The sequence below is a fragment of the Streptomyces sp. BYX5S genome, from assembly GCF_054724165.1.
Window position 1 is genome coordinate 3,921,842 of record NZ_CM138829.1, and the last position, 23,620, is coordinate 3,945,461.

The following is a 23,620-nucleotide window of genomic DNA, read 5'->3' on the forward strand; positions in this document are numbered from 1 at the left end:
GGGAGCGGGCCGACAAGGATCAGTACACGGGTCGGACGGATCGGCACATGCCACTCACATGCGTGGGCCGGCTCCTACCGACAGCGTGGGCGGGCTCCGCGCCCGGCCGGGTCAGGCGGCGGCGACCAGCCGCATGTACCGGTCCCAGTCCCAGTTCGGCCCGGGGTCCGTGTGGTCCGCGCCGGGCACCTCCACGTGTCCGATGATGTGGTCGCGGGTCCTCGGGACGCCGTAGCGCGCGCAGATCGACGCGGTCAGCGCCGCCGACTCCCTGTACATGGCCTCCGTGAAGTACTCCGGCTTGTCCACCCATCCCTCGTGCTCGATGCCGATGCTGCGCGTGTTGTAGTTCCAGTTCCCCGCGTGCCAGGCGATGTTCTTCTCCCGCACCATCTGCGCGATGTGCCCGTCGGAGGAGCGGACCACGTAGTGCGCGGAGACCTGCTTGGCCGGGTTCTTGAAGATGTCGAGCGTCGTCGCGTACGTCTCCTGCGTGACGTGGACGATCACGAAGTCGATCGGGTACGAGGACGGGCGCCCGGACACCGTGTAGTTGGACGTGCTCGCCGGGACGGACTCGGCCTTCGGGTAGTCCACCGCCAGCGCTCGGGCGTCGGCCCGGCCCGTGGCCAGCAGGGAGGTGGGCGCGGCGGCGAGCGCCCCGAGTTGGAGCAGTCGGCGGCGGCTGGGGAGTGCGGGTGTCGAGCGGTGGGATGCCGGGTCGTCCGCTCGGTCGGCTGCGCGCTGGGTCGCTCGTTGGGTTGCTGGTTGGATTGCACGGTTCATGTCAATGCTGCCTCTCGGGTCACCGGTGGGGCGGTAGATCGGGGCGGGGCTTTGAGCGGGCCCCAGCTGTGGGGGCCTGGGTGCGCGGCCGGGTGGGGCGGTGGTGTGGTCAGGCGGCGGGTATCAGCGGTATGCCCGAGGCGGGACCCGCGTAGACCGTGCACGGCAGGGTGGGGCGCGCCTGGTTGCCGCTGCTGGCGACGGCCTCGCGGAAGTCGCCGCTCGTGCGGGTCGCGCTCTGCCTGCTGTTGATGTCCCCCGACACAGGAATTCCCCCTCCCCGTGCGCACGCCGCCACCCGCCGGACGGACGGGAGTGCGGCGCCTCGCGTGCATCACGTTACGGGGCCCGTCGGCTGGGGTGGAAGAGGGCGCGAAGGATCTGTGGACTACTGGCGCGTTGTGAACAACCGCACGTCAGAGGTCCGAACCAGTGGCGGCGGGGTGCCTGAGTGGGACGGGATTCAGGCGGCGACGGCTCCCGTCGGATCGTCGAGCACGGCCCGCACCACCGAGTGCGCCGCGCCCAGCAGCGGCCCGTCCGAGCCGAGCCCGGAGGCGACGACGCCGTCGGTCGGGGACGCCATGCGGCTCGTCAACTCCTGTTCCAGGGACGGCAGGAGCCACGGCGCGAGACGGGACAGCGCGCCACCGAGGACCACCGCGCGCGGATCCACCAGGTTCACCGCGCCCGCCAGTGCGATGCCCAGTGCGGTGCCCGCGGAGCGCAGCGCGAGGCGGGTCGCGGTGTCGCCGTCGGCGGCCCGCTCGGCGAGCAGTGACACCCGGTCGGGGCCCGGTTCGATGCCGGCGGCGTGCAGTACCGCCTCCTCGCCCGCGTACTGCTCCAGGCAGCCGCGGCCGCCGCACGGGCACGCGGGGCCCTCCGGTTGGACCGGGACGTGGCCCAGTTCTCCGGCGAACCCTCGTGTTCCGCGCAGGAGGTGGCCGTCCACGACGAGTGCGGCGCCGATGCCGATCTCCGCCGACACGTGGAGGAAGTCGGCGGGGGAGTCCTCGGCGAGCCACAGTTCGGCGAGGGCGCCGAAGTTCGCCTCGTTCTCCACGGTGACCGGCACGTCGACGGGCAACAGGGCCGCGACGTCCGTGTCGTGCCAGTCGAGGTTGGGGGCGCGGACGACGGTGGTGGAGCCGCGTGCGACGAGGCCCGGTACGGCGAGCGCGAGACCGGCGGGGCGCAGGCCGGCCTCCCGGGCCGTCTCGCTCACCTCCCGTACGAGTTCGGCGAGTTCGTCCAGTACGGGCTTCGGGGCGCGGCCCCGGTTGCTCACCCGGCGCCGTGCCCGAGCCCGTACCTCGCCCCGCAGGTCCACCGCGCACACCGCAAGATGGTCGACTCCCACCTCGGCGCCGAGCCCGGCCGGGCCCTGGCCGCTGATGCCCAGCGCCGAGCCCGGCCGCCCGACGCCTCCCGGGCGCTGCGGCCCCAACTCCTCCAGGAGACCCGCCCGGATCAGCTCGTCCACGAGGGTGGACACGGCCGCCCTGGTCAGCCCGATGCGCTGTGAGACCGCGGCCCGCGACAGTGTGCCCTCGGCGGCGACCGCGTGCATGACGCGGGAGAGGTTGCGGCGGCGCATGGCCTGTTGGGTGTCGGATGTGCCGGGGCGTGGGCGGTGCAGTGGTGCGGTCATGTGGACATGCTCCCAGGGGAGGAGAGGTGGGGTCTTCCGAACGTGGGTGTGCTGAGGTGTCCGTCGAGTGCGCCCACCCGGGCCACGCCCACCCGGCCCACGCCCACGGGGCTCCGCCCCGGACCCCGCTGCTCAATCGCCGCAGGGGCTTGAATTGCCGGGGCTCGGCCTCGGATCGTGCGTGGCGAGGGCCGCCGGGGCTTGAGGTGGCGGGGCCCGGTCTCCGAGCGTGCGCTGCGAGGGTGGCAGGGGCTTGAGGTGGCGGGCCCCGTCGTAGGACCTCGCTCAGCTCTCCGCGCCGCCACCTCCCAGCAACGCACCCGCCCCCTCCAGCACCCCGGAGATCCGGTTCATCGTCGTCTCGTCGCGGTGGGGGACCGGGTCGAGGAGGGGGCCCTGGGACGTGTTCCAGCGGCGGGCGACCGCGGCGGGGTCCTCGCCGGTCAGGAGGGCGGCGGCCTGGGCTGCCGCGCCCAGGGCGACCAGTTCGCGGGCCTCCGGCACCTGCACCGCGCGCCCGGAGAGGCGCCGCACCGTCTCCTGCCAGGCCGTCCCGCGCGCCCCGCCGCCGATGAGCAGCAGGGGAGCCGTCGGGTCGGGGTCGGCGTCGAGGACCTGGTCGAGCGCGGCGAGGAGCGCGTGCACCGCGCCGTCGTAGGCCGCCTGCAACAGCTGCCCGCCCGTCGTGTCGTGGCGCAGTCCCGTCAGCAGGCCCGAGGCGTCCGGGAGGTTGGGGGTCCGCTCGCCGTCCAGGTACGGCAGGATCGTCGCCGTGCCGCCCGCCTCGACCGCCTCCCGGTCCAGGCCCAGCAGCGCCGCGATCCGGTCGACCGCGAGCGTGCAGTTCAGCGTGCAGGCCAGCGGCAGCCAGTCACCGCGCGCGTCCGCGAAACCGGCGACCGTGCCGGTGGGATCGGCCGGCCGGTTCCGCGACACCGCGTACACCGTGCCCGAGGTGCCCAGGCTCAGCACCGGCGTACCCGGCAGCAGGCCGAGGCCGAGCGCGGCGGCCGCGTTGTCACCGGTACCGGCCGCCACCAACGTGCCCTTGGCGAACGGCAGGTCGCCGTCCGCGGCGTGGACCGTGCCCGCGACCTCGCCCGGCCCGACGACCCTCGGCAGCAGCGCCGGGTCGAGCCCGACCCGCCCCAGCACGTCCTCGTCGTACGCCTCGGTCGCCGACGCCCACCACCCCGTACCGGACGCGTCGCCCCGGTCGGTCGTGCCGTCACCGGTCAGCCGCCCCGTGAGGTAGTCGTGCGGCAGCCGCACCGCGGCCGTGGCGCGGACCGCCTCCGGCTCGTGCTCGGCCAGCCACGCCCACTTCGACACCGTGAAGGAGGCCGCGGGCACGATCCCGAACCGCTCCGCCCACACCTTCGCCCCGCCCAGCTCGTCCACCAGGCGGCGCGCCTGCGGCGCCGAGCGCACGTCGTTCCACAGCAGCGCGGGCCGCACCGGCCGCCCCCGCGCGTCCAGCGTCACCAGCCCGTGCTGCTGCCCGCCCACCGACACCGCCGACGCGCCCCGGGCCGCGTCGCCGCACTGGGCGAGCGCCGCGCGCAGCGCCCCGTACCACTCCTCCGGATCGCTCTCGCGGCCCGCACCCGAGGTCACGGTGTGCGGCGCCTGCCCGCTCGCCACGATCGCGCCCGTGGCCACATCGACGACCAGGGCCTTCGTGGACTGCGTGGAACTGTCGACTCCTACGACGAGGGGTCCATCGGCAGCTGACATGCGGCTCTCCTGAACGTTTGTGTGGAAATGGCGCCCTGAGGGGCGGTCGTCGGATCGCGATTTTTCGCGATTGTGCCCCGAAGGGCCGTCGGCTCTTCCCAGCGGCGTTCCCGCATACTAATTTGTAAAGCGCCATGACGAAATAGGTGGCCGCACCCCATGTGCAGCGCCGCCGGGCAACGGCGAGGGAGCCGCGAGATGACGTACCAGCCCACTCCTGACGACAAGTTCACCTTCGGTCTGTGGACCGTCGGCTGGCAGGGCCGTGACCCGTTCGGCGACGCCACGCGTCCGGCGCTCGACCCGGTCGAGTCCGTGCAGCGCCTGTCCGAGCTCGGCGCCCACGGCGTGACCTTCCACGACGACGACCTGATCCCCTTCGGCGCCTCCGAGACCGAGCGCGAGTCGCACATCAAGCGCTTCCGGCAGGCCCTCGACGCCACCGGCATGGTCGTCCCGATGGCCACCACGAACCTGTTCACGCACCCGGTCTTCAAGGACGGCGGCTTCACCGCCAACGACCGCGACGTACGCCGCTACGCCCTGCGCAAGGTCATCCGCAACATCGACCTCGCCGCCGAGCTCGGTGCGCAGACCTACGTCGCCTGGGGTGGCCGCGAGGGCGCCGAGTCCGGTGGCGCCAAGGACGTCCGGGACGCCCTCGACCGCATGAAGGAGGCCTTCGACCTTCTCGCCGAGTACGTCACCGAACAGGGCTACGACCTCAAGTTCGCCATCGAGCCGAAGCCCAACGAGCCGCGCGGCGACATCCTGCTGCCGACCGTCGGCCACGCCCTCGCGTTCATCGAGCGCCTGGAGCGGCCCGAGCTGTTCGGCGTGAACCCGGAGGTCGGTCACGAGCAGATGGCGGGCCTCAACTTCCCGCACGGCATCGCCCAGGCCCTGTGGGCGGGCAAGCTGTTCCACATCGACCTCAACGGCCAGTCCGGCATCAAGTACGACCAGGACCTGCGCTTCGGCGCCGGTGACCTGCGCGCCGCGTTCTGGCTCGTCGACCTGCTGGAACAGGCCGGTTACGAGGGCCCGCGGCACTTCGACTTCAAGCCGCCGCGGACCGAGGACTTCGAGGGCGTGTGGGCCTCGGCCGCCGGCTGCATGCGCAACTACCTGATCCTCAAGGACCGGGCCGCCGCCTTCCGCGACGACCCGGAGGTCCAGGAGGCCCTGGCCGCCTCGCGCCTGGACCAGCTCGCGCAGCCGACCGCCGCCGACGGCCTGTCCGCGCTGCTCGCCGACAAGAGCGCCTTCGAGGAGTTCGACGTCGACGCCGCCGCCGAGCGCGGTATGGGCTTCGAGCGCCTCGACCAGCTGGCGATGGACCACCTGCTGGGCGTGCGCGGCTGACGCGAGGACACCCGCGGGGAGGGTTGGACGGCCGGGCCCGGATGCCCGGTCGGCCAACTTCCCCCAGGGGCTCGCATGTTGGCCCCGGTGCGGCAATCCTGGAGGAGTGTCCGTGCCTCCGATGCCGCCGCAGCAGCCCCCGCCGCCGAGCGACGCCCCACCGCCCGGAGGCGGCTTCGGCGCGCCGCCGCCCGACGGGCCGCAGCGACCCGACCGGCGCCGCTTCCTGATCGTCGCCGTGCTCCTCGCCCTCGTGGTGATCGTGGGCGCCACGGTCCTCCTGACGACCCGCGACGGCTCCTCCGGCGGCGACGAGAAGGCCCCCGACAAGAGCAGCGAGCGGGCCACGCCCTCGTTGAGCGTCCCGAGCAAGCTGCCGTCCTCGCTGCCGAGTGAGCTGCCGAGCGAACTCCCCAGCAAACTGCCGAGCGAGCTGCCCTCGGAGCTGCCCAGCGAGCTCCCGACGGATCTGTTCGGCTGACCCCCCGCGTCGGGCCCGGCCCCTACAGGGCGCCCTTCGGCAGCTTCACGTACGTCACCTTCGTCTCGACGCCGCTGTCCACGAGCCGCCCGGCCGCGTCGAACGCCGCCGCACCGTCGGTCATCCCGAAGTCGTTGTCGTTGATCAGCGCCAGGGTGTTCCGGCCCGCGAGCGCGATGCCCTCGATCTTGTCCGGCACGCCGTCGACCGTGCCCAGGTCCACCACGAGCCGCTTGTCGAGAACCGGAACACCGCTCGCCGCCGGGTCCGGCACCTGCTCCAGCGACGGCGACGTGGTGGCGTCGTCCCAGCGCTGCCCGAGGATGTCCGCGCCGCGCGTGAGCCGCACCTCCTGGAGGCGGGCCGCCTTGTCGGTGCGCTCCTCCACCAGCAGCCGGTTCCCGCCGACCGCGACGACGGACGAGATCTTCAGCTCGGACGTGTCGTCCTCACCGGGGTCCACCTCGCCCACCGGGTCGAACCGGTACGCGTACTCCGCCGTGACCGCCTGGCTCTTCGGCGAGAACCGCAGCAGCCGCGTCGTCCGCGACGCCTCGCCCGCGTCCTCGTCCGGCAGCGACAGCGGGCTCTGCACCGCCAGCACCAGGTCGCCGCCCGGCAGCTGAGCGAGCCCCTCGAAGCCCCGGTTGACCTTCCGGTGCAGCAGCACCGACGGCAGCGACTCGACGACCCGGTAGTCGGCGCCCCTCAGGTTCAGCCCCTTCGGCACGTGCCGGGCGAGGACCCGGCCGTCCGCCGACACGTGCACGAGCGAGGGCCCGTACTCGTCGACCAGCCAGAAACTGCCGTCCGCCGCCCGCACGACGCCCTCGGTGTCGAGACCGTTCGGGTCGTACGCGAGCGGGCTCCGGGCGTCGTACGAGTACGGCTTCTCGTCCCGGCCCTCCTGGTTCGACAGGCCGGTGACGGGCTTGCCCGACCTCGTGGTGAGCGGGATCGCGTCGAGGACCTTCACCGTGTCGCCACTCACGCGGATCTTCACGATCGCCGGGTCGAAACCGGGCACGGGGAACGTGCGGCGCTTCGTGCCGTCGACCTTGATCTGGCCGTTCGGGCCGCGGTCCGTCACCGTCCAGAACTCGCCCGTGCGACCCGCCGGGTAGAGGTCGGAGCCGATGCCGCCCAGGTCCACGCCCCGGTCGTTGTCCACCGAGCCCGGCAGCAGGGCGTTGCTGAATCCGCCCAGCGGTATGTCGCCGAGCGTCGCGCTGCCCGTGACCTCCGCCGAACCGGAGCCGGCGGACGCGCCCGTCGCGGCCGGGGCGAGCCCCAGCGCCACGAGGGCGGCGAGAGGCACCCCCGCCGCGACGGTCAGTGCGACGGTGCGGCGCTTGCCGGGGACGAGCGGGGACATGGGGCCTCCTGCGGCGCTGGAACGGCGCACACCTGAAACGGTGTACGGCGCACACGCTCGGCCCCCACCTCGAACGCGGGATGACGCCCGGGTGAACAGGACTGCTCAGGAAGGCGACTTGATCTCCACCGGGAACGCCAGCCTCACCGACAGCCAGGCGTACACGGGCCCCAGCGCGTTCATCGCGACCACGCACACCCACGCCGCCCACGGATTGCCCGCGTCGTAGCCGAAGCCGCCGAAGAACGTCGCGAAGTAGCTGGCGAAGCCGAAGAACATGCCCGGGATGAGAGAGAAGAACCTGATGCGGCCCGTGTACATCAGCGCGCTGTTCAGCACGAGGATGCACACCGCCCCGAACGCGTTCCGCGCCAACTGACTCTCCCCGAACGCCGTGCCCGCGTTCGTCTCCAGCAACACGATGAGCAGCGCGTACGTGGATCCCACCGGCATCGCGCACCACAACCGGCGCGCGTTGGCGAGGCTCGGCCCGCCCAGCATGAACGTCCCCGCCCACGAGATGAAGATCGCCCACGGCGGCAGGTGCAGTGCGGTCCCACCCACGAACGCGGTCGTCGCGGCTAGCACCGACGCCACGATCTCGTGCGGGATCCGCTCCCGGACCACGGGTGTCACCGGGGTCGCCGGGGTCGTCCCGGTCGTCGTCTCCGCCATGTCACGCCACCCCGCCCGCGATGAGGGATCCGTCGAGCTCCGCCGAGAAGGCCGAACGGGCCACCACCCGGCCCGCCTTGACCACCGCCGTGCGCGCCGGCCGGTCCAGGAGCAGCGTGGCGTGGTCGCGGGTGTCCAGGACGACGAGGTCCGCCACCGCCCCCTCGCGCACCCCGTAGTCCGCCTCCGGGATGCCGATCACGCGCGCGGCGTCGTACGTCACCATGCGCAGCACCCGCCGCAGCTCGGCCGGGCCCGACAACTGGGCGATCCGCGCGAGCAGCAGCGCGGTCTCCAGGACGTCGCCGCTGCCGTACGGGGTGAACGCGTTGCGGATGTTGTTGGTGGAGCACGCGGTGAGCACGTCCGCGGCCCACAGCTCGCGCACCGGTGCGAGACCGCGGCGCGGCGCCGTGTCGTCGCCCCGGCCGCCCAGGAAGAGGTCCGTCGCGGGCAGCGGCACGACCGCGACCCCGGCGGCCGCGAGCGCGGTCAGGGCGGCCAGCCGTTCGGCGGGTGGGCGGCCGCCGAGCGAGGTGGCGTGGCCGAGCGTCACCCGGCCCTGGAGGCCGCGTTCGGCGGTGCGGGCCGCGATGAACTCGGCGAGCGCGAACCGCGGGTCGGCGGCGTCGTCACCGAAGTCGGCGTGCAGATCGGCCGGCACGCCGTACTCCGCCGCGAGGTCGAGCACCAGCTCCACATGCCGGTGGCAGTCGGTGAGGGACGCCTCGTTGTACGTACAGCCGCCGACGACATCGGCGCCTGAGTCGAGCGCCTCGCGCAGCAGCTTCTCCGCGCCGGGCGCCTTGAGGATCCCCTCCTGAGGGAACGCGACGACCTGGAGGGTCACCAACGCCTCCCACTTCTCGCGCAGTTCGAGCAGGACGTTGAGTCCTGTGAGGCCCGCCACGGGATCGACGTCGGGGTGCGCGCGGATCACCGTGGTGCCGTTGAGGACGCACATGCGCAGCACCTGCTCGGCACGCGCGCGTACCTCGTCGTGGGTGAAGCCCGCCTTGAGCTCGGCGGTGATCCGGATGGCGTCCGCGAGGGAGCCGGTGCCCTCCGGGGTCAACCCGTCGAGCAGCGCCTTGTCCGGGTGCAGATGGGCCTCGATCAGGCCGGGCAGGACGACCCGGCCGGCGCAGTCGAGCACCTCGGCGCCCGGGGCGTCCGGTGGGGTGAGATCGGGGCCGATGGCGTCGATCCGGCCGTCGAGGATACGGATGTCGGTCGGATCGGGCGAGACCTCCACACGCGCGTGGCGCAGCAGCAGAGCGGTCACGACGGATTCTCCTCATCAGTGGTCGAGACATGCGTGACAGAGCAAGTGCGGGTGCGGGTGCGATGCGTGCGGGTGTGTCCTGGGGGTGGTGCGGTTACGCTCCGGCGGGGAAGTCCGCCTTGCGGATCAGGCAGTGGACGCCCTTGATCTGGTCGACCACCTGCGAGACCTCGAAGTCGGCCGCCGCGCTGAGATACGCGTACGCGGTGGCCCGGTCCATGCCGGTACGGGCGGTGAGGAAGCCGAGCGCGGAGCGCACGCACTGCCGCATCGCCTCGTCGAGATCGGCGTCGAGCCCGAGCGCGACCCAGTGCGTACGGGTCTCGGCGAACGGCTCCCCGAGCAGCCCGGTCACCCTGCGCGCCGCGGCGCCCCGCACCACCGACAGCTGGAACGTGGCGCGCAGCGGTGCCTCCAGCGCGGTCAGCGCCACCTCGCCGTTGCCCTGGGCGAAGTGCGGGTCGCCCGCGTAGAAGCCCGCGCCCTCGGTGCGTACGGGCAGGTACAGGGTCGAGTCGCAGGTCAGGTGCTTGATGTCGAGGTTGCCGCCGAAGGCGCCGGGCGGCACCGAACTGTGCGTGTCCGCGCCGTCGTCCGTCACCCCCATCAGCCCGACGAACGGGCCGAGCGGGAACCGGGCGTTCAGCGTCGGTGTGCAGCGCAGCACGCCGAACTCGGCTCCGGCGCCGTCCCGTTCGACCGTGCAGAACGAGGAGACCGTGCCCTCGGCCGCGCGCCGGGTGTCGGGGCCGGTGAACTCGTTGTCCGGATACGGGAGTTCGCCGGGTAGCGAGCCGCGGGTGTGGCGGTTGGAGACGATGCCGTAGTGCGTGCGGCGGTGCAGGCTCAGGGTGCGTACGGCGAGCAGGTCGCCGGGCCGGGCGCCGCGCACCGCGACGGGACCGGTCACGATGTGCGGGCCGGGCAGACCTTCCGGGCCGCGCCCGAGGTCCGATGCGGCGATCACCTGCGCGTCGCGCGGCACGTGGTGCGGAGCCACGCCGTAGGCGCCGAAGAACTCCACCGGGTCGCGGCCCTGGTCCGGCAGGATCCCCTCGTGCGAGACGAGGTCGAGGGTGACCGTGTCGCCGTCGTCGACCTTCAGCACCGGGGCGCTGTCCGCGCGGGGAAGCTCGCCCCAGCGGGCCGTGTCCGGAGTCGTCGCGAGGTGGTGGCGGCCGTCGAGGGGCAGCGGCTCGGGCGTGGGGGCGGGGCCGACGCCGGTGGTCAGGGGCACAAGGGGTCCTCTCGGTGAGGTGATGAAGGGGGAGTCGGGGCGGAGGCGGGACAGGGAACTGAGCGGTGATCTTGCTTCTGGCGTGTTACGGCTCCGAACCCGTCGTGTTGCTCGCGGCGGGGGCGGGGGCGGGGGCAGGGGCAGGGGCGGTTGCAGCGGCCGTGGCGTCAGCGAGGGAGTCGACGGTTTCGGGCGTCGGGACGATCCGCGTGCCCGTCGTGCCGCGGAGCGCCTCGCTCAGGGCGCCCGGCGACGTGATCAGTACGCGCCGCCCGCCGGACGCGAGGAAGTCCAGCGACGCCCGCACCTTCGGCCCCATGCTGCCCTCGGGGAACTGCCCCGCGGCCAGATGCTCACGGGCCTGCGCCGCGTCCATGCGGTCCAGGTCGCGGTGGCGAGGGGTGCCCCAGTCGAGGGCGACGCGCTCGACGCCCGTCATCACGATCAGTTCGTCCGCGCCGAGCGCCGAGGCGAGCAGCGCGGAGGTCGCGTCCTTGTCGACGACCGCCTCCACCCCGCACAGCGTCCCGTCGGCCCCGCGCGTGACCGGGATGCCACCGCCCCCGCCCGCCACCACGACGTGCCCGGCGTCCAACAGCGCGGCGATGGCGTCGAGTTCGACGACGGCCCGCGGTGCGGGCGACGGCACCACGCGCCGCCAGCCCCGCCCCGCGTCGTCCGCGACCGCCCACCCGAACCGGGCGGCGAGCCGCTCCGCCTCCGCGCGGTCGTAGGGGGCGCCGATCGGTTTGGTGGGCCGTGCGAAGGCCGGATCGTCCGGGTCGACGACGGTGTGCGTGAGCAGCGCGACGGGCCGGGAACCGGAGGGCAACGCGTCGGACAGTCCGCGGACGAGGATGTAGCCGAGGCTGCCCTGCGAGTCGGCGACGCACATGTCGAGGTCGAGCACCGGCAGTTCGGGGGCCAGCTCGGCCGCGAGGTCGGCGCGGCGTTTGATGAAGCCGACCTGGGGGCCGTTGCCGTGCGTGACGACCACGCGGTGCCCCGCGCGGACGAGTTCGGCGACCGGCCGGGCCAACTGGCGGGCGGCGGCGAACTGTTCGGCGATGGTGGCGCGCGGGCCACCGGTCAGCAACGCGTTGCCGCCGATGGCGAGGACCGTGACCGGGGCCGCGGGACGGGGCGCGGCCGCCGGTCGGACGGGGGAAGCGGCTGGTGAGGGCGCGGTTCCAGGAGGCATGCCAGGACGATAGGAACGCCGGACGCGGTGGTCATGGGCAGTCGGTGCCAGCGTGTGCGCGAGGGCGTTGACGCTCGCTGACAGTGCCTCGGAGGCGAGTCGGTGGGGCCGGGGCGGCGCGGCGCCGTCCCACCCGTAAATCGTATACAACCTTGCGTCACGAGCGTTTACAGCCCCCGGAAGGGCGCCCATAGTGAGCTGCGTGACCCCTGTTCCGCGCACCGCGACGGCGCCCCGCCCAGCCGGGGCCGCGGCTTTGACCGTGGCCCAGGCGCTGGAGCTGCCCGCGCTCGCGGGGGCCCGCCTCGCGGCCGGCGAGCGGGGTGCGCGGCGCCCCATCCGGGTCGCGAACATCATGGAAGTGCCGGACATCATCCGCTGGATGCGCGGCGGCGAATTCCTGCTCACCACCGCGTACGCCGTCCGCGACGACGAGCGCGCCCTCATCGGCCTCGTGCCCGAACTCGCCGACCGCGGTCTCGCCGCCCTCGGCGTGAAGGTCGGCCCCTACCTGCCGCGGCTGCCCGCCCCGATGCTGCGCCGCGCCGACGAACTGGGCTTCCCCATCGTTGAGTTGCCCGGCGACGTCATGCTCAACGACATCCTCTCCGAGGTCATCGGCACGGTCCTCAACCGCCAGGCCCTCAGCCTGGAACGCTCGCAGGCGCTGCGCGACCGGCTCTCGCAGGCGGTGCTCGGCGGCGGTTCCTACCGGGAGCTCGTCGTGCTGCTGGCGGGGGAGACCGGCTGCCCGGCCGCCATCCGCGGCCCGGACGGCGCGGTCCTCGCGGCGGCCGGTGACGTGCCCGAGGGCGCCCCCGCGTCCGTGACCCGGCCCATCACCGTCGGGCATCGCGGCGGCGGCGAGGTCGCCCTGTGGGCGGGGCCCGGCTGCGTACCGGACGAGGAGTGGACGACCGCAGCCGACCACGTGGCGAGCCTCGCGGGCATGCTCGCCGTGCAGGAACGGGTACTCGCCGAGCGTGAACGCCGTTACCGCACACTGCTGTTGACCGAACTCGTCTCGCATCCGCCGCGCGACCGCGCGGAGTCGGCGCGGCGTGCCGCGGCGCTCGGCTGGGACCTGGAACGGCCCCGCGCCGCCGTGGTCGTCGAGGCCGCGGCGCCCCTCGACGGCGGTGGCGTCCGCCTCACCGAGGAGCGCCTGCTCGCCGCCGCCCGCACCGCGCTCGGCGCGCACACGCCCGCGTGGGGCACCCCCGGCGGCCTCACCGCGCTGGTGGCGCCCGACGGCGTCGAACTGCGCCGCCTCTGCGAGGAGTTGCGCCGCGCCGTCACCGCCGCGTGCCCCGGCCGGGTGGTCGCCGTCGCGGCCGGCACCGTCCGCGACGACTTCACCGAACTGCACCTCAGCCACAGTGAGGCGCTCAGCGCGCTCGCCCTCGGCCGCGAACTCGAAGGCCCGGCACGGTCGTTCGTCCGGCTCCACGAGGAGAGCGGCGTCTACCGACTGCTCGACCAGCTGCCCGCCGGCGAACTCCAGGCACTCGTCGACGACGCGCTCGGCCCGCTCCTCACGTACGACGCCGGGCACGACGGCAGTCTCGTCCACAGCCTCACCGTGTACCTGCGCCACGACCGCAACGGCGTCGAGGCGGCCGAGGAACTCCACGTGCACTACAACACGCTGCGCTACCGCCTCAAGCAGATCGAACGGCTCACCGGCGCCCCCGACAAGGACCCCATGCGCCGCCTCCAAACCGAACTCGCCATCCACGCCCACCGCCTCCTCACGGCCCGCGCCCACTGAACCAGTCAAGCCCCTCCGGCGATTGAGGAGCGCCCCACCCAAGCCTCGGCCGCGTTCGAGAAGCCGGCCCTAAATTAAGCCCCTCCGGCGATTGAGGAGCGGGGTCCGGGGCAGCGCCCCGTGACGCAGGACGGACCACCTGGCCGATCGGCGCCGCCCAGCCCCGGCCCGGCCCACACCGAACCCACCCCACCCGCCAGGTCACTGTCACCCACTGCCGGTGATCCACACCCACCCACTGGCACCGCTCGCCGAAGACCCCACCCCCCGGCCGACCGTAGCGTCGACGCCATGGAGCCCATCCCGCCCGCCACCGATGGCGCACCCGCCCCGACCCCCCGGACGTCGAACACCGTGCGGCCCGACGCCTACGCCGACTCCGTCGCCCTCATGCGCGCCGCCCAGCACCTCACCGCGCTGCCCGGCATCACGGCCGCCAGCCTCGTCATGGCGACCGCACCGAACCTGCGGCTGCTCGCCGACGCCGGACTGCTCACCGACGAGGGCCGCGCCGCCCGCCCCGCCGACCTGATCGTCGCGCTGCGCGGCACCGCCGAGGCGATCGAGCACGCGGTGAGCGAAGTGCCCGCGCTGCTCGAACAGCCCGCCGAGGACCGCCAGGAGTCGGACGACGCCCCCACGCCGCGCGCCCTCGTCGAGGCCGACCCGGCGACCTCCCTCGCGCTCATCTCCACGCCCGGCCCCTACGCCGCGGCCGAAGCCCTCAAAGCGCTGCGCTCCGGCATGCACGCCTTCGTCTTCAGCGACAACGTGCCGCTGGAGCAGGAGATCCGGCTCAAGGAAGAGGCCCACCGGCGCGGCCTCCTCGCGATGGGCCCGGACTGCGGCACGGGGATGCTCGACGGCGTCCCGCTCGGCTTCGCCAACGTGCTGCGGCCCGGCCGCACCGGCCTGATCGGCGCCTCCGGCACGGGACTGCAACAGGTGTCGTGCCTCCTGGACGCGGCCGGCGAGGGCGTACGGCAGATGATCGGGACCGGCGGCCGCGACCTGAGCGCCGAGGTCGGCGCGCGCACCACGCACGACGCCCTCGACCTCCTCGCGGCCGACCCCGGCTGCGAGCTGATCGTCCTGGTGTCCAAGCCGCCCGCCCCGGAGGTCGCCGAGCGTGTCCTCGCGCACGCGGCACGGACCGGCAAGCCCGTCGTCGCCGCGTTCCTCGGAACCGAACGCCCGGTCGTCCGCGGGCCGGTGACCGTGGTCGGCGCGCTGCGGGACGCCGCCCGTGAGGCGCTGCGCAGACTCGGCGGCGCACCCACGACACCGTGGACGCCTCCGCCGGTGACCCCGGGGCCCGGCCGGTACCTGCGCGCCCTGTACGCGGGCGGCACCTTCGCGCACGAGGCGCGGCACCTGCTGCCCGCAGCCGCCACCGAGGTCGCGCCGTACGTGCCCGGACGGGACATCGACCTGCCGGAGGGGCACCTGGTGCTCGACCTCGGCGACGACGCCTACACCGCCGGTCGGCCCCACCCGATGATCGATCCGACGGTCCGCGCGGCCCATCTGCGGGCCGCGCTCTCCGATCCGAGGACGGCGGCCGTCGTCCTGGACGTCGTCTGCGGACACGGCGCGGGCGCCGACCCGGCCGGGCCGCTCGCCGCCGAACTGGAACGGGCGGGGGAGCGGGGACGGCCGCCGGTCGTCGCGTTCACCGTCGGTACGGAAGGCGACCCGCAGAACGTGTCCGCGGTGCGGTCCCGCCTGGCACGAGCGGGCGCCCACCTCGCACCGACCAGCACGGACGCAGCCGAGTGGGCGGTCGCCCTGGTGGCCGCGGCCGTGAACGCGCGGCGGGACGCGGGCGAGCTGACGTCCTCGGGCCGGCCGGGGCGATGACCGGCCCCGCCGCCCTTGCCGCCCGTCACCCCGATCCCCGCCCAGGAGGCCGTACATGATCCCGCACCCCGTGCCCGACCTGCTCGGCGCTGGCGCCGCCGCGCCCCGTGTCGCCGCCGTCGGTGTCGCCGACTTCGCCGACGTGCCCCGCACCGCGGGCGCCCACGTCACCACGCTCGACTGGCGGCCCCCGGCCGGCGGCGACCCCGAACTGGCCTGGAAGCTCGCCGAACTCACCGGCCACGAAAGGATCGAGGCCGCCAACCGGGTCGCCGTCGGCCGGCTGCTCGCCGTGCGCCCCGTCTGGCGCGACGTACGCACCGCCCGGGACGTCCTGCCGGTGCTCGACGACCGGGCCACCGGCCAACGCGTCCTGCTGCACGCCGGACCGCCCATCGCCTGGGCCGACATGTGCGGCCCGATGCGCGCCGGTGTCATCGGCGCCGCGCTCCTCGAAGGGTGGGCCGACACACCACAGGAGGCCGAACTCCTCGCCGACTCCGGCGCGTTGCGCTTCGAACCGTGCCACCACCACGAGGCGGTCGGCCCCATGGGCGGCATCACGTCCCCGTCGATGCCCGTGCTCGTCGTCGAGGACCCCGGCACCGGACGCCGCGCCTACGCCAACCTCAACGAGGGCGCGGGCCGCTGCCTGCGCTACGGGGCGCTCGGCGACGACGTGATGGAACGCCTGCGCTGGATGGCCGACATCCTGGCACCCGCCCTGCGCACGGTCCTCGCCGGGCTGCCCGACGGCGTCGACCTGCGCGCCGTCGTCGCCCAGGCGCTCCAGATGGGCGACGAGTGCCACAGCCGCAACACCGCCGCCTCCGCCCTGCTGCTGCGCGAACTCGCCGCACCCCTCGCCCGCGTCCCGTACGGCCCCGACGTCCTGGAATTCCTCGCCGCGAACCACTACTGGTTCCTCAACTTCTCGATGGCTGCCGCCAAACTCGCCACGTCCGCCGCCCACGGCGTCGCCCACTCCACGCTCGTCACGGCGTTCGCCCGCAACGGTGTCGAGGTCGGCATCCGCGTCAGCGGACTCGGTGATGCCTGGTTCACGGCGCCGGCCGCCGAGGTGCGGGGTCTGTACTTCGCCGGATACGGGCCCCAGGACGCCAACCCCGACATCGGCGACAGCGCCATCACCGAGACGAACGGCCTCGGCGGCTTCGCCCTCGCCGCCGCGCCCGCCATCACCGGATTCGTCGGCGGCACCGCCCGGGAGGCGCTGCGCACCAGCCGCGACATGGCCCGGATCACGCTCGCGCGCCACGAGGCGTACCGGCTGCCCGCCCTCGGCGGCATCGGCGCACCCGTCGGCATCGACCTGCGCGCCGTCCTCGACACCGGTATCGAACCCGTCGTCACCACGGGCATCGCCCACCGCGAGCCCGGCATCGGCCAGATCGGCGCGGGCCTCGCCCACGCCCCGTCCGAGTGCTTCCGCAAGGCACTGGCGGCGTTGCGGGTACCGGAGACGGACGACACCGAAGGAGCCCACACGGTTCCTGACGACGGCCCAACCCCCACCGCCCCCGACTCCCGCCCATGAGCCCCGCACTGCTCCCGTGCACGGTCAGCACCCTGGCCCGCGACCTCCTCGCCGGGCCCGCCCGCCCGGCGCGCGTCGTGGCCGTCGCCCGGCAGGCGCTGTACCTGGCGCCGTACGGGGACGACGCCCCGCTCGCCGTCGTGACGCCGCGGGCCGTGCGGGTGCCGACCGCGGTGGTCGTGCCGCGCGCCGCGGGGGAGCGGCCGTTCGACGGTCTCGCGGTCGGCAACACGGGCCGGGTCGGGGGCGGGCGCCTCGCGGTCGGGCACCTGTACCTGACCGCGGGGAAGTTCTGGGCGCCGCCCCGCGCCCAGGACACCCCGCGCGGCCCCGTGCTCGAACGGCTCGCCGCGCTGCGCCCGCCCCGGCCGCTCGCCGCCGAGGCCCGCCGCGCCGCCACCGCGCTCGTCCGCGCCCTCGCGCACGGCACGCCGAGTGCTCAACGGCGCCGCGCCGACGCCCTGTTGGGGCTCGGCCCCGGCGCCACCCCGTCCGGCGACGACTTCCTGTGCGGACTGCTGCTCGCCGCCCGGCTACCGCTCCGGCCGCCGCACTGGCTGCCCGTCCTGCTGGACACGGCCGGTCAGGCCGCCGCCCGGACCGCCCCGGTCTCCGCCGCGCTCCTGCGCCACGCGGCCGACGGCTACTGCGTTCCGCAGGTGGCGGCGGTGCTGCGCGCCGCGGCCACCTGCGCGGACCTCGGCCCACCGGTCGCCGACCTGAGCACCGTCGGCCACACCTCCGGCAACGACCTCCTGCACGGCCTGTGCGCGACGGCCCGCCTCGACCGGTCCGGGCCGACGGCCGGATCGCGCGCCGACAGGCCGGGCGCACGACCACGCCCCGAACCGCCGGGGACGTCACCGCGGCGCCCGGCCGCCTCCCTCACGCCCCGATCCACACCGTGGTGACGTTGCAGAACTCCTTGATGCCGTGGTCCGCCAGCTCACGCCCGTAACCGGAGCGCTTCGCGCCGCCGAAGGGGAGCGCCGGGTGGGAGGCCGTCATGCCGTTGACGAAGACACCACCGGCCTGGCTGTCGCGGGCGAACCGTTCGATCTCGTCCTCGTCCCGCGTCCACACGTTGGAACTCAGCCCGAAGGGCGTGTCGTTGGCGACGGCGATCGCCTCGTCCAGGTCCGCGACCCGGTACAGCGTCGCCACAGGACCGAACGTCTCCTCCCGGTGAATGCGCATCTCCGGCGTCACGTCGGCGATGACGGTCGGCTCGTAGAACCAGCCCCGGTCGGCGAAGTCCTCGGGGCGCTGCCCGCCGCACAGCACCGTCGCCCCGGCCTCGACCGCGTCGTCGACCAGCTCCTCCAGATCGCTGCGCCCCTGCTCGCTGGAGAGCGGACCGACGTCCGTGTCCTCGTCGAGCGGATCGCCCACCCGCAGCTCCCGCATCCCGGCGACGAACGCGTCCCGGAACTCCTCGAACACCGACTCGTGCACGATGAACCGCTTCGCCGCGATGCACGACTGCCCGTTGTTCTGCACGCGCGCCGTCACGGCCGTCTTGGCCGCCTTCGCGACGTCCGCCGACGGCAGCACCACGTACGGGTCGCTGCCGCCCAGCTCCAGCACCGTCTTCTTGACCTCGTCGCCCGCGATCGACGCGACGGAACGCCCGGCGGGCTCACTGCCCGTGAGTGTCGCCGCGGCCACCCGCTCGTCGCGCAGGATGTCCTCGACCGCGCCGGACCCGATCAGCAGCGTCTGGAAACAGCCCTCGGGGAACCCGGCCCGGCGGAACAGATCCTCCAGGTAGAGCGCGGTCTGCGGCACGTTCGACGCGTGCTTGAGCAGGCCCACGTTGCCCGCCATCAGCGCGGGCGCAGCGAACCGCACGACCTGCCACAGCGGGAAGTTCCACGGCATCACCGCGAGCACCGGCCCGAGCGGCCGGTACCGCACCTGCGCCCGCACCGCCCCGGAGTCCTTCACATCGGCGTCCGCCGGATGCTCGTCCGCCAGCAGCCGCGCCGCGTTCTCCGCGTACCAGCGCATCGTCTTCACGCACTTCAGCGCCTCGGCGCGGGCCGCCGCGACCGGCTTGCCCATCTCCGTCGTCATCACGCGGGCGATGTCCGGCGCGTCCGCCTCCAGCAGGTCGGCGGCCCGCTGCAACAGCCTCGCCCGGTCGAAGAACGTCGTCTTCCGGTACGAGTCGAAGGCACTGGCCGCGAGGGCCACCCTGTGCTCGATGTCCTGCGACGACAGGGCGTCGTATGTCTTGAGCGTCTCGCCGCTCGCGGGGTTGACCGTCGCGATGGGCATGGCTGCCGACCTCCTCTGCGCGATTTCTTCGACCTTCCCGCGCGCCACCGACCTGCGCAACGCGGGCTGCGGACGGACCGCCGAGTACCCGCTCGCCCGCACGTCAGACGTGCTCCCGGGGCCCGGATCGCAGCTGCTCCGCGAGCCGATCGAGGAACACCGTCTGCGCCTTGACGATCCTGGCCCGCGCCGCCTCCAGGCCGAACCACGCCACCCGGTCCAGCTCCGGGAACTCCGCCGTACGCCCCGAACCCCGCGGCCACTCCATCGTGAACGTCCCCGGCACCATGTCCGCCGGGTCCAGGTCCGCCTCCACCGCCCACACCGTCACGTGCTTGCCCCCGGACTGCACCGTCTCGCCCAGCGGCAGCGCGGCCCCCTCCGGCGGCGGCAGCCCCAGCTCCTCCTGGAACTCGCGCCGCGCCGCCTCCCACGCCGTCTCGCCCGGCTCGTACTCGCCCTTCGGCACACCCCACGCCCCCGCGTCCTTGCGCGCCCAGAACGGGCCGCCCATGTGCCCGAGCAGCACCTCGACCGCTTCCGCCGTCCGCCGGAAGAGAAGCAGGCCCGCACTGCGCTTCGTTCGCCTCGTCCCGTCAGCCATGCCTCAAGTCTCGGTGCAGGCACCGGGTGTCCGCGAGTACACGACGAGGCAGCGGGCGCGCGCTCAGCCGCGCCCCCGCGGCACGATCCCCAGCGCCGTCGCGTCCGCCAGATGCTGCCCCAGCCGCAACTGCAACGGCCCGAGCGGCCCCGCCCGCTCCGACAGCAGGCTCAGGGAACCGACCGCCGCCCGCTCCGGAGCCCGGTCCGGTGCCCGCAGCGGAACCGCCACCACGCACGCGAAGCCCAGACTGCGCGCCATCGCCGTGTACGAGGGCCAGTTGGCGCGCGCGTAGGGATGCGCGAGCGGGACGCCACTGATCGCCGTCGCGGAGTCGCGGCAGTCCCGGCCGGGGCCCTCGCCCCAGGTCAGGGCGGCCCGCTCCAGCCGCAGACAGCGCGCGTCGGACGCCGCGACCTCGACCCGGCCCGCCGGCGGCTGGAGCACCGCCACCGCGGACGCCACCCCGAGCAGGGACACACAGCTGCCGACGAGCGCCGTCAGGGCCTGCGCACCACCTCGCACGGCGGCGTCGGCCACTTCCACGAACGCCGTCGCCAGCCGCTCGCTGTCCACCTGGTACGCCTCGTACGGCACGCCACGCATGACGTCCCCCTCGCCCCGACTCGTCCACCCCGCACGGCGCAACCGTCCGAACCGGCACCTGCACGTACGGCGGACTTTGCTCAGGGGGTATGCCCCGTGGATGGGCCGCGCGAACCGGTGGCGCCCGGACCGCCTCACATGTGCACGGCGCCCTCACCCGACATCACCTTCGGCGCGCCCGGCCGGTACAGCAGCAGCGTCACGACGAATCCCACCGCGAAGAACGCGGCCGACCACCAGTACGCGGTCGAATAGCTCTCGATCGCCGCGTTCGCGCGCACCAGCGGCGTGGGCTGCTTGCCGACGAGATAGTTGGTCGCGGCGGTCGTGGCCAGCGTGTTCAGCAGCGCCGTACCGATCGAACCGCCCACCTGCTGGCTGGTGTTGACCATCGCGGAGGCCACACCCGCGTCGCGCGCGGCGACGCCGGAGGTCGCGAGGTTCATCGCCGTGGCGAAGATCAGGCCCATGCCGAGCCCCATCACCATCGTCGGGGGCAGCACATGGGCGGCGTATCCGCTGTCGAGGCCGAGGAACGTCAGCCAGATCAGCGCCAGCACCGCGAGCGCCATGCCCAGCGGCACGATCGGCTTCGGCCCGAACCGCGGCGCGAGATAGTTCTGCGTGACCATCGAGGAGAAGATCATGCAGGCGACCATCGGCAGGAACGCCACACCGGTCGACACCGGCGAGAACTCCAGGATCTGCTGCAAGTAGTACGTCAGGAACAGGAACACGCCGAACATGCCGGCACCGGCGATGAACATCGCCAGGTACGAGGCGCCGCGGTCCCGGTCGAGCGGCACGCGCAGCGGCAGCAGTGGATGCGCGGCCCGCGTCTCGACCCGCGCGAACGCCGCGAGCAGGACCACGCCGATCACCAGGAAGCCCCAGACCAGGAACTCTCCCCAGTCGTGCGTCTCGGCGTTGGAGAACCCGTACACGATGCAGAACAGGCCCGCCGACACCAGGATCGTGCCCGGCACGTCCAGCTTCGGCCGGTCCGCGGGCCGCCCGCCGATCAGCAGACGCAGACCGCCGAGGAACGCGAACGCGGCGAACGCCAGGTTCACGAACAGGCACCAGCGCCAGTCCAGGTACTCGGTCAGCACCCCGCCGAGCAGCAGCCCGACCGCGCCGCCCGCTCCCGCGATCGCGCCGTAGATGCCGAAGGCCTTGGCGCGTTCCTTGGGGTCCGTGAACGTCGTCGTCAGCAGGGACAGCGCGGCCGGCGCGAGCAGCGCGCCGAACGCCCCCTGGAGGGCGCGCGCGAGCACCAGCATCCCGAAGCTGCCCGCGGCGCCGCCGAGGGCGGAGGCCACCGCGAACCCCACCAGACCGGTCAGGAAGACGGCCTTGCGTCCGACGAGGTCGGCGATCCGCCCGCCGAGCAGCAGCAGGCTGCCGAACGCGAGGGAGTACGCGGTGACGATCCACTGGCGCTGACCGTCGGAGAACCCGAGATCCTGCTGGGCCGACGGCAGCGCGATGTTCACGATGGTGGCGTCGAGGACGACCATCAGCTGCGCCAGGCCGATCACGGCCAGGATGATCCAGCGGTGCTCGTGCCTGCCTCCGCTCGCGTACTGCGCGGAGCCACCGGTGGGCGGGGCGCTCTCCGGGCCGGGTTCGGACCCGGCCTGGGAGGTGTCGGGCGAGCGATCCATAGGGGCCTCCAAACCACCCGGCCCCCCGATCAGCGTCGCCCACCACGCTAAGCGCCCTGCCCACGGCGGGCGACTGGAGAGAGAAAGGGACCGTTCCCCCGGTCAGGAGAACGGCCCCGTCGGATGCCGCCGCGCGGGCGGTAACGCGTCAGCGGATGCGCTCGTCCACGGCCGACTGCTCGTCCGTGCTCGACACCTCGTCGGCGACGTCCGGCTCGTCCTCCGACTTCGCCAGCTCGACCCGGCCGGGCTCCGCCTGCGGGGACGGCTCGGTCGGGCGCTGCTCGGGCACCGCGCCCGCGCCGGCCGTCGCCACCGCTGCGCGCCGCGGGAACAGCCGCTGCGCGAGCGGCTGGACGTACCGCGCGGTCAGCGGGCCCAGGATCACCAGGATCAGCACGTACGCGGTGGCCAGCGGGCCGAGCCGCGGCTCGATGCCGGAGGTGACGGCGAGCCCCGCGATCACGATGGAGAACTCGCCGCGCGCCACGAGGGCGCCACCGGCCCGCCAGCGACCGTTGACGGAGATCCCGGCGCGCCGCGCCGCCCAGTACCCTGTCGCGATCTTCGTGCAGGCCGTGACCACGGCGAGCAGCAGCGCGGGCAGCAGCACCGGCGGAATGCTCGCCGGGTCCGTGTGCAGGCCGAAGAAGACGAAGAAGACGGCCGCGAACAGGTCGCGCAGCGGGGACAGCAGCGTGTGCGTGTTCTCGGCGACCTCACCGGACAGCGCGATGCCGACGAGGAACGCGCCCACGGCCGCCGAGACCTGGAGCTGCTGCGCGAGGCCGGCGACCAGGATGGTCAGACCCAGCACCACGAGGAGCAGCTTCTCCGGGTCGTCGCTCGACACGAACTTCGAGATGTGCCGCCCGTACCGCACCGCGATGAACAGCACGAGACCCGCGGCGCCGAGCGCGATGGCGAGCGTGAGCCCGCCGGCCGCCCAGCCGACGCCGGCGAGCAGCGCGGTGATGATGGGCAGGTACACGGCCATCGCCAGGTCCTCGAGCACCAGGATGCTGAGGATGACCGGAGTCTCACGGTTGCCGAGGCGGCCCAGGTCGCCGAGGACCTTGGCGATCACGCCGGACGACGAGATCCAGGTGACACCGGCGAGCACCACGGCGGCCACCGGGCCCCAGCCCATGAGGAGTGCGGCGATCGCGCCGGGCAGGGCATTGAAGGTCATGTCGACGAGACCGGCCGGATACTGCGTCTTCAGGTTGGTGACGAGATCGCTGGCCGTGTACTCGAGGCCCAGCATCAGCAGGAGCAGGATCACGCCTATCTCGGAGCCGATGGCGACGAACTCCTCGCTCGCGCCGAGCGGCAGCAGACCGCCCTCGCCGAACGCGAGGCCCGCCAGGAGGTAGAGCGGAATCGGGGAGAACTGGAGTCTGCCGGCGAGCCGTCCGAGCAGCCCCAGCGCCAGCGTGATGGCACCGAACTCGATCAGGAAAACAGCGGAATGCATA

Annotated in this window: 20 protein-coding genes; 6 read left to right on the forward strand and 14 right to left on the reverse strand. The window is 73.7% G+C overall.

Annotated features, from left to right (window positions below; translation table 11 throughout):
- Window positions 1-111: 111 nt before the first annotated feature.
- The 4 genes from ACYBSK_RS17765 to xylB form a co-directional block, all read right to left on the reverse strand.
- Window positions 112-786, reverse strand: coding sequence for an N-acetylmuramoyl-L-alanine amidase (locus ACYBSK_RS17765; protein WP_457478097.1), 675 nt, complete (start codon window positions 784-786; stop codon window positions 112-114).
- 109 nt (window positions 787-895) lie between these two features.
- Window positions 896-1,051: a hypothetical protein gene (locus ACYBSK_RS17770; protein ID WP_457478098.1), complete on the reverse strand. Its 156-nt coding sequence runs from the start codon at window positions 1,049-1,051 to the stop codon at window positions 896-898.
- 198 nt (window positions 1,052-1,249) lie between these two features.
- Window positions 1,250-2,440, reverse strand: a complete 1,191-nt coding sequence (locus ACYBSK_RS17775; RefSeq protein ID WP_460246793.1) for an ROK family protein — start codon at window positions 2,438-2,440, stop codon at window positions 1,250-1,252.
- A 285-nt stretch (window positions 2,441-2,725) separates the two neighbouring features.
- Window positions 2,726-4,177: a xylulokinase gene (gene xylB / locus ACYBSK_RS17780; RefSeq protein ID WP_460246794.1), complete on the reverse strand. Its 1,452-nt coding sequence runs from the start codon at window positions 4,175-4,177 to the stop codon at window positions 2,726-2,728.
- A 198-nt stretch (window positions 4,178-4,375) separates the two neighbouring features.
- Between xylB and xylA the strand changes: the two genes are divergently transcribed.
- Entirely contained in the window at window positions 4,376-5,542 is a 1,167-nt protein-coding gene (xylA, locus tag ACYBSK_RS17785) for a xylose isomerase (protein WP_457478101.1), read from the forward strand.
- Between the two features lie 121 nt (window positions 5,543-5,663).
- The gene (locus tag ACYBSK_RS17790) at window positions 5,664-6,023 is read left to right on the forward strand and encodes a hypothetical protein (RefSeq protein WP_457481783.1); all 360 of its coding nucleotides are present in this window, start codon (window positions 5,664-5,666) and stop codon (window positions 6,021-6,023) included.
- Window positions 6,024-6,045: 22 nt separating this feature from the next.
- Here ACYBSK_RS17790 and ACYBSK_RS17795 read toward each other — a convergent pair whose 3' ends face one another.
- The 5 genes from ACYBSK_RS17795 to ACYBSK_RS17815 all read right to left on the reverse strand — a co-directional run bounded on the left by ACYBSK_RS17795 (window position 6,046) and on the right by ACYBSK_RS17815 (window position 11,796).
- The gene (locus tag ACYBSK_RS17795; RefSeq protein ID WP_460246795.1) at window positions 6,046-7,398 is read right to left on the reverse strand and encodes an esterase-like activity of phytase family protein; all 1,353 of its coding nucleotides are present in this window, start codon (window positions 7,396-7,398) and stop codon (window positions 6,046-6,048) included.
- A 105-nt stretch (window positions 7,399-7,503) separates the two neighbouring features.
- A complete protein-coding gene (locus tag ACYBSK_RS17800; protein WP_460246796.1) occupies window positions 7,504-8,073 on the reverse strand; it encodes a DUF1097 domain-containing protein in 570 nt (189 codons plus the stop codon).
- 1 nt (window position 8,074) lies between these two features.
- Window positions 8,075-9,358, reverse strand: coding sequence for an amidohydrolase family protein (locus ACYBSK_RS17805; protein WP_460246797.1), 1,284 nt, complete (start codon window positions 9,356-9,358; stop codon window positions 8,075-8,077).
- Between the two features lie 94 nt (window positions 9,359-9,452).
- On the reverse strand, window positions 9,453-10,595 hold the full coding sequence (locus tag ACYBSK_RS17810) for an acetamidase/formamidase family protein (RefSeq protein WP_460246798.1): 1,143 nt from the start codon (window positions 10,593-10,595) through the stop codon (window positions 9,453-9,455).
- An 85-nt stretch (window positions 10,596-10,680) separates the two neighbouring features.
- On the reverse strand, window positions 10,681-11,796 hold the full coding sequence (locus ACYBSK_RS17815; protein ID WP_460246799.1) for a carbamate kinase: 1,116 nt from the start codon (window positions 11,794-11,796) through the stop codon (window positions 10,681-10,683).
- 202 nt (window positions 11,797-11,998) lie between these two features.
- Here ACYBSK_RS17815 and ACYBSK_RS17820 point away from each other — a divergent pair, with 202 nt between their 5' ends.
- The 4 genes from ACYBSK_RS17820 to ACYBSK_RS17835 all read left to right on the forward strand — a co-directional run bounded on the left by ACYBSK_RS17820 (window position 11,999) and on the right by ACYBSK_RS17835 (window position 17,896).
- Window positions 11,999-13,567: a PucR family transcriptional regulator gene (locus tag ACYBSK_RS17820; RefSeq protein WP_460246800.1), complete on the forward strand. Its 1,569-nt coding sequence runs from the start codon at window positions 11,999-12,001 to the stop codon at window positions 13,565-13,567.
- Between the two features lie 291 nt (window positions 13,568-13,858).
- The gene (locus ACYBSK_RS17825) at window positions 13,859-15,427 is read left to right on the forward strand and encodes an acyl-CoA synthetase FdrA (RefSeq protein ID WP_460246801.1); all 1,569 of its coding nucleotides are present in this window, start codon (window positions 13,859-13,861) and stop codon (window positions 15,425-15,427) included.
- 55 nt (window positions 15,428-15,482) lie between these two features.
- Window positions 15,483-16,985, forward strand: coding sequence for a YlbE family protein (locus tag ACYBSK_RS17830; RefSeq protein WP_460246802.1), 1,503 nt, complete (start codon window positions 15,483-15,485; stop codon window positions 16,983-16,985).
- The gene (locus ACYBSK_RS17835; protein ID WP_460246803.1) at window positions 16,982-17,896 is read left to right on the forward strand and encodes an oxamate carbamoyltransferase subunit AllH family protein; all 915 of its coding nucleotides are present in this window, start codon (window positions 16,982-16,984) and stop codon (window positions 17,894-17,896) included. The genes ACYBSK_RS17830 and ACYBSK_RS17835 overlap by 4 nt, the downstream gene beginning before the upstream one ends.
- Here the strand turns inward: ACYBSK_RS17835 and ACYBSK_RS17840 are convergent.
- The 5 genes from ACYBSK_RS17840 to ACYBSK_RS17860 form a co-directional block, all read right to left on the reverse strand.
- A complete protein-coding gene (locus ACYBSK_RS17840; protein WP_460246804.1) occupies window positions 17,871-19,265 on the reverse strand; it encodes an NADP-dependent succinic semialdehyde dehydrogenase in 1,395 nt (464 codons plus the stop codon). The two genes, ACYBSK_RS17835 and ACYBSK_RS17840, sit on opposite strands and share 26 nt — an antisense overlap.
- 103 nt (window positions 19,266-19,368) lie before the next feature.
- Window positions 19,369-19,869, reverse strand: coding sequence for an NUDIX domain-containing protein (locus ACYBSK_RS17845; protein WP_460246805.1), 501 nt, complete (start codon window positions 19,867-19,869; stop codon window positions 19,369-19,371).
- Window positions 19,870-19,932: 63 nt separating this feature from the next.
- The gene (locus ACYBSK_RS17850; RefSeq protein ID WP_460246806.1) at window positions 19,933-20,475 is read right to left on the reverse strand and encodes a hypothetical protein; all 543 of its coding nucleotides are present in this window, start codon (window positions 20,473-20,475) and stop codon (window positions 19,933-19,935) included.
- Between the two features lie 134 nt (window positions 20,476-20,609).
- Window positions 20,610-22,142 carry an MFS transporter gene (locus ACYBSK_RS17855; RefSeq protein WP_460246807.1) on the reverse strand — a complete coding sequence of 511 codons (1,533 nt, stop codon included), beginning with the start codon at window positions 22,140-22,142 and terminating at the stop codon, window positions 20,610-20,612.
- 148 nt (window positions 22,143-22,290) lie between these two features.
- Window positions 22,291-23,619 carry a cation:proton antiporter gene (locus ACYBSK_RS17860; RefSeq protein WP_457478115.1) on the reverse strand — a complete coding sequence of 443 codons (1,329 nt, stop codon included), beginning with the start codon at window positions 23,617-23,619 and terminating at the stop codon, window positions 22,291-22,293.
- Window position 23,620: the final 1 nt, after the last annotated feature.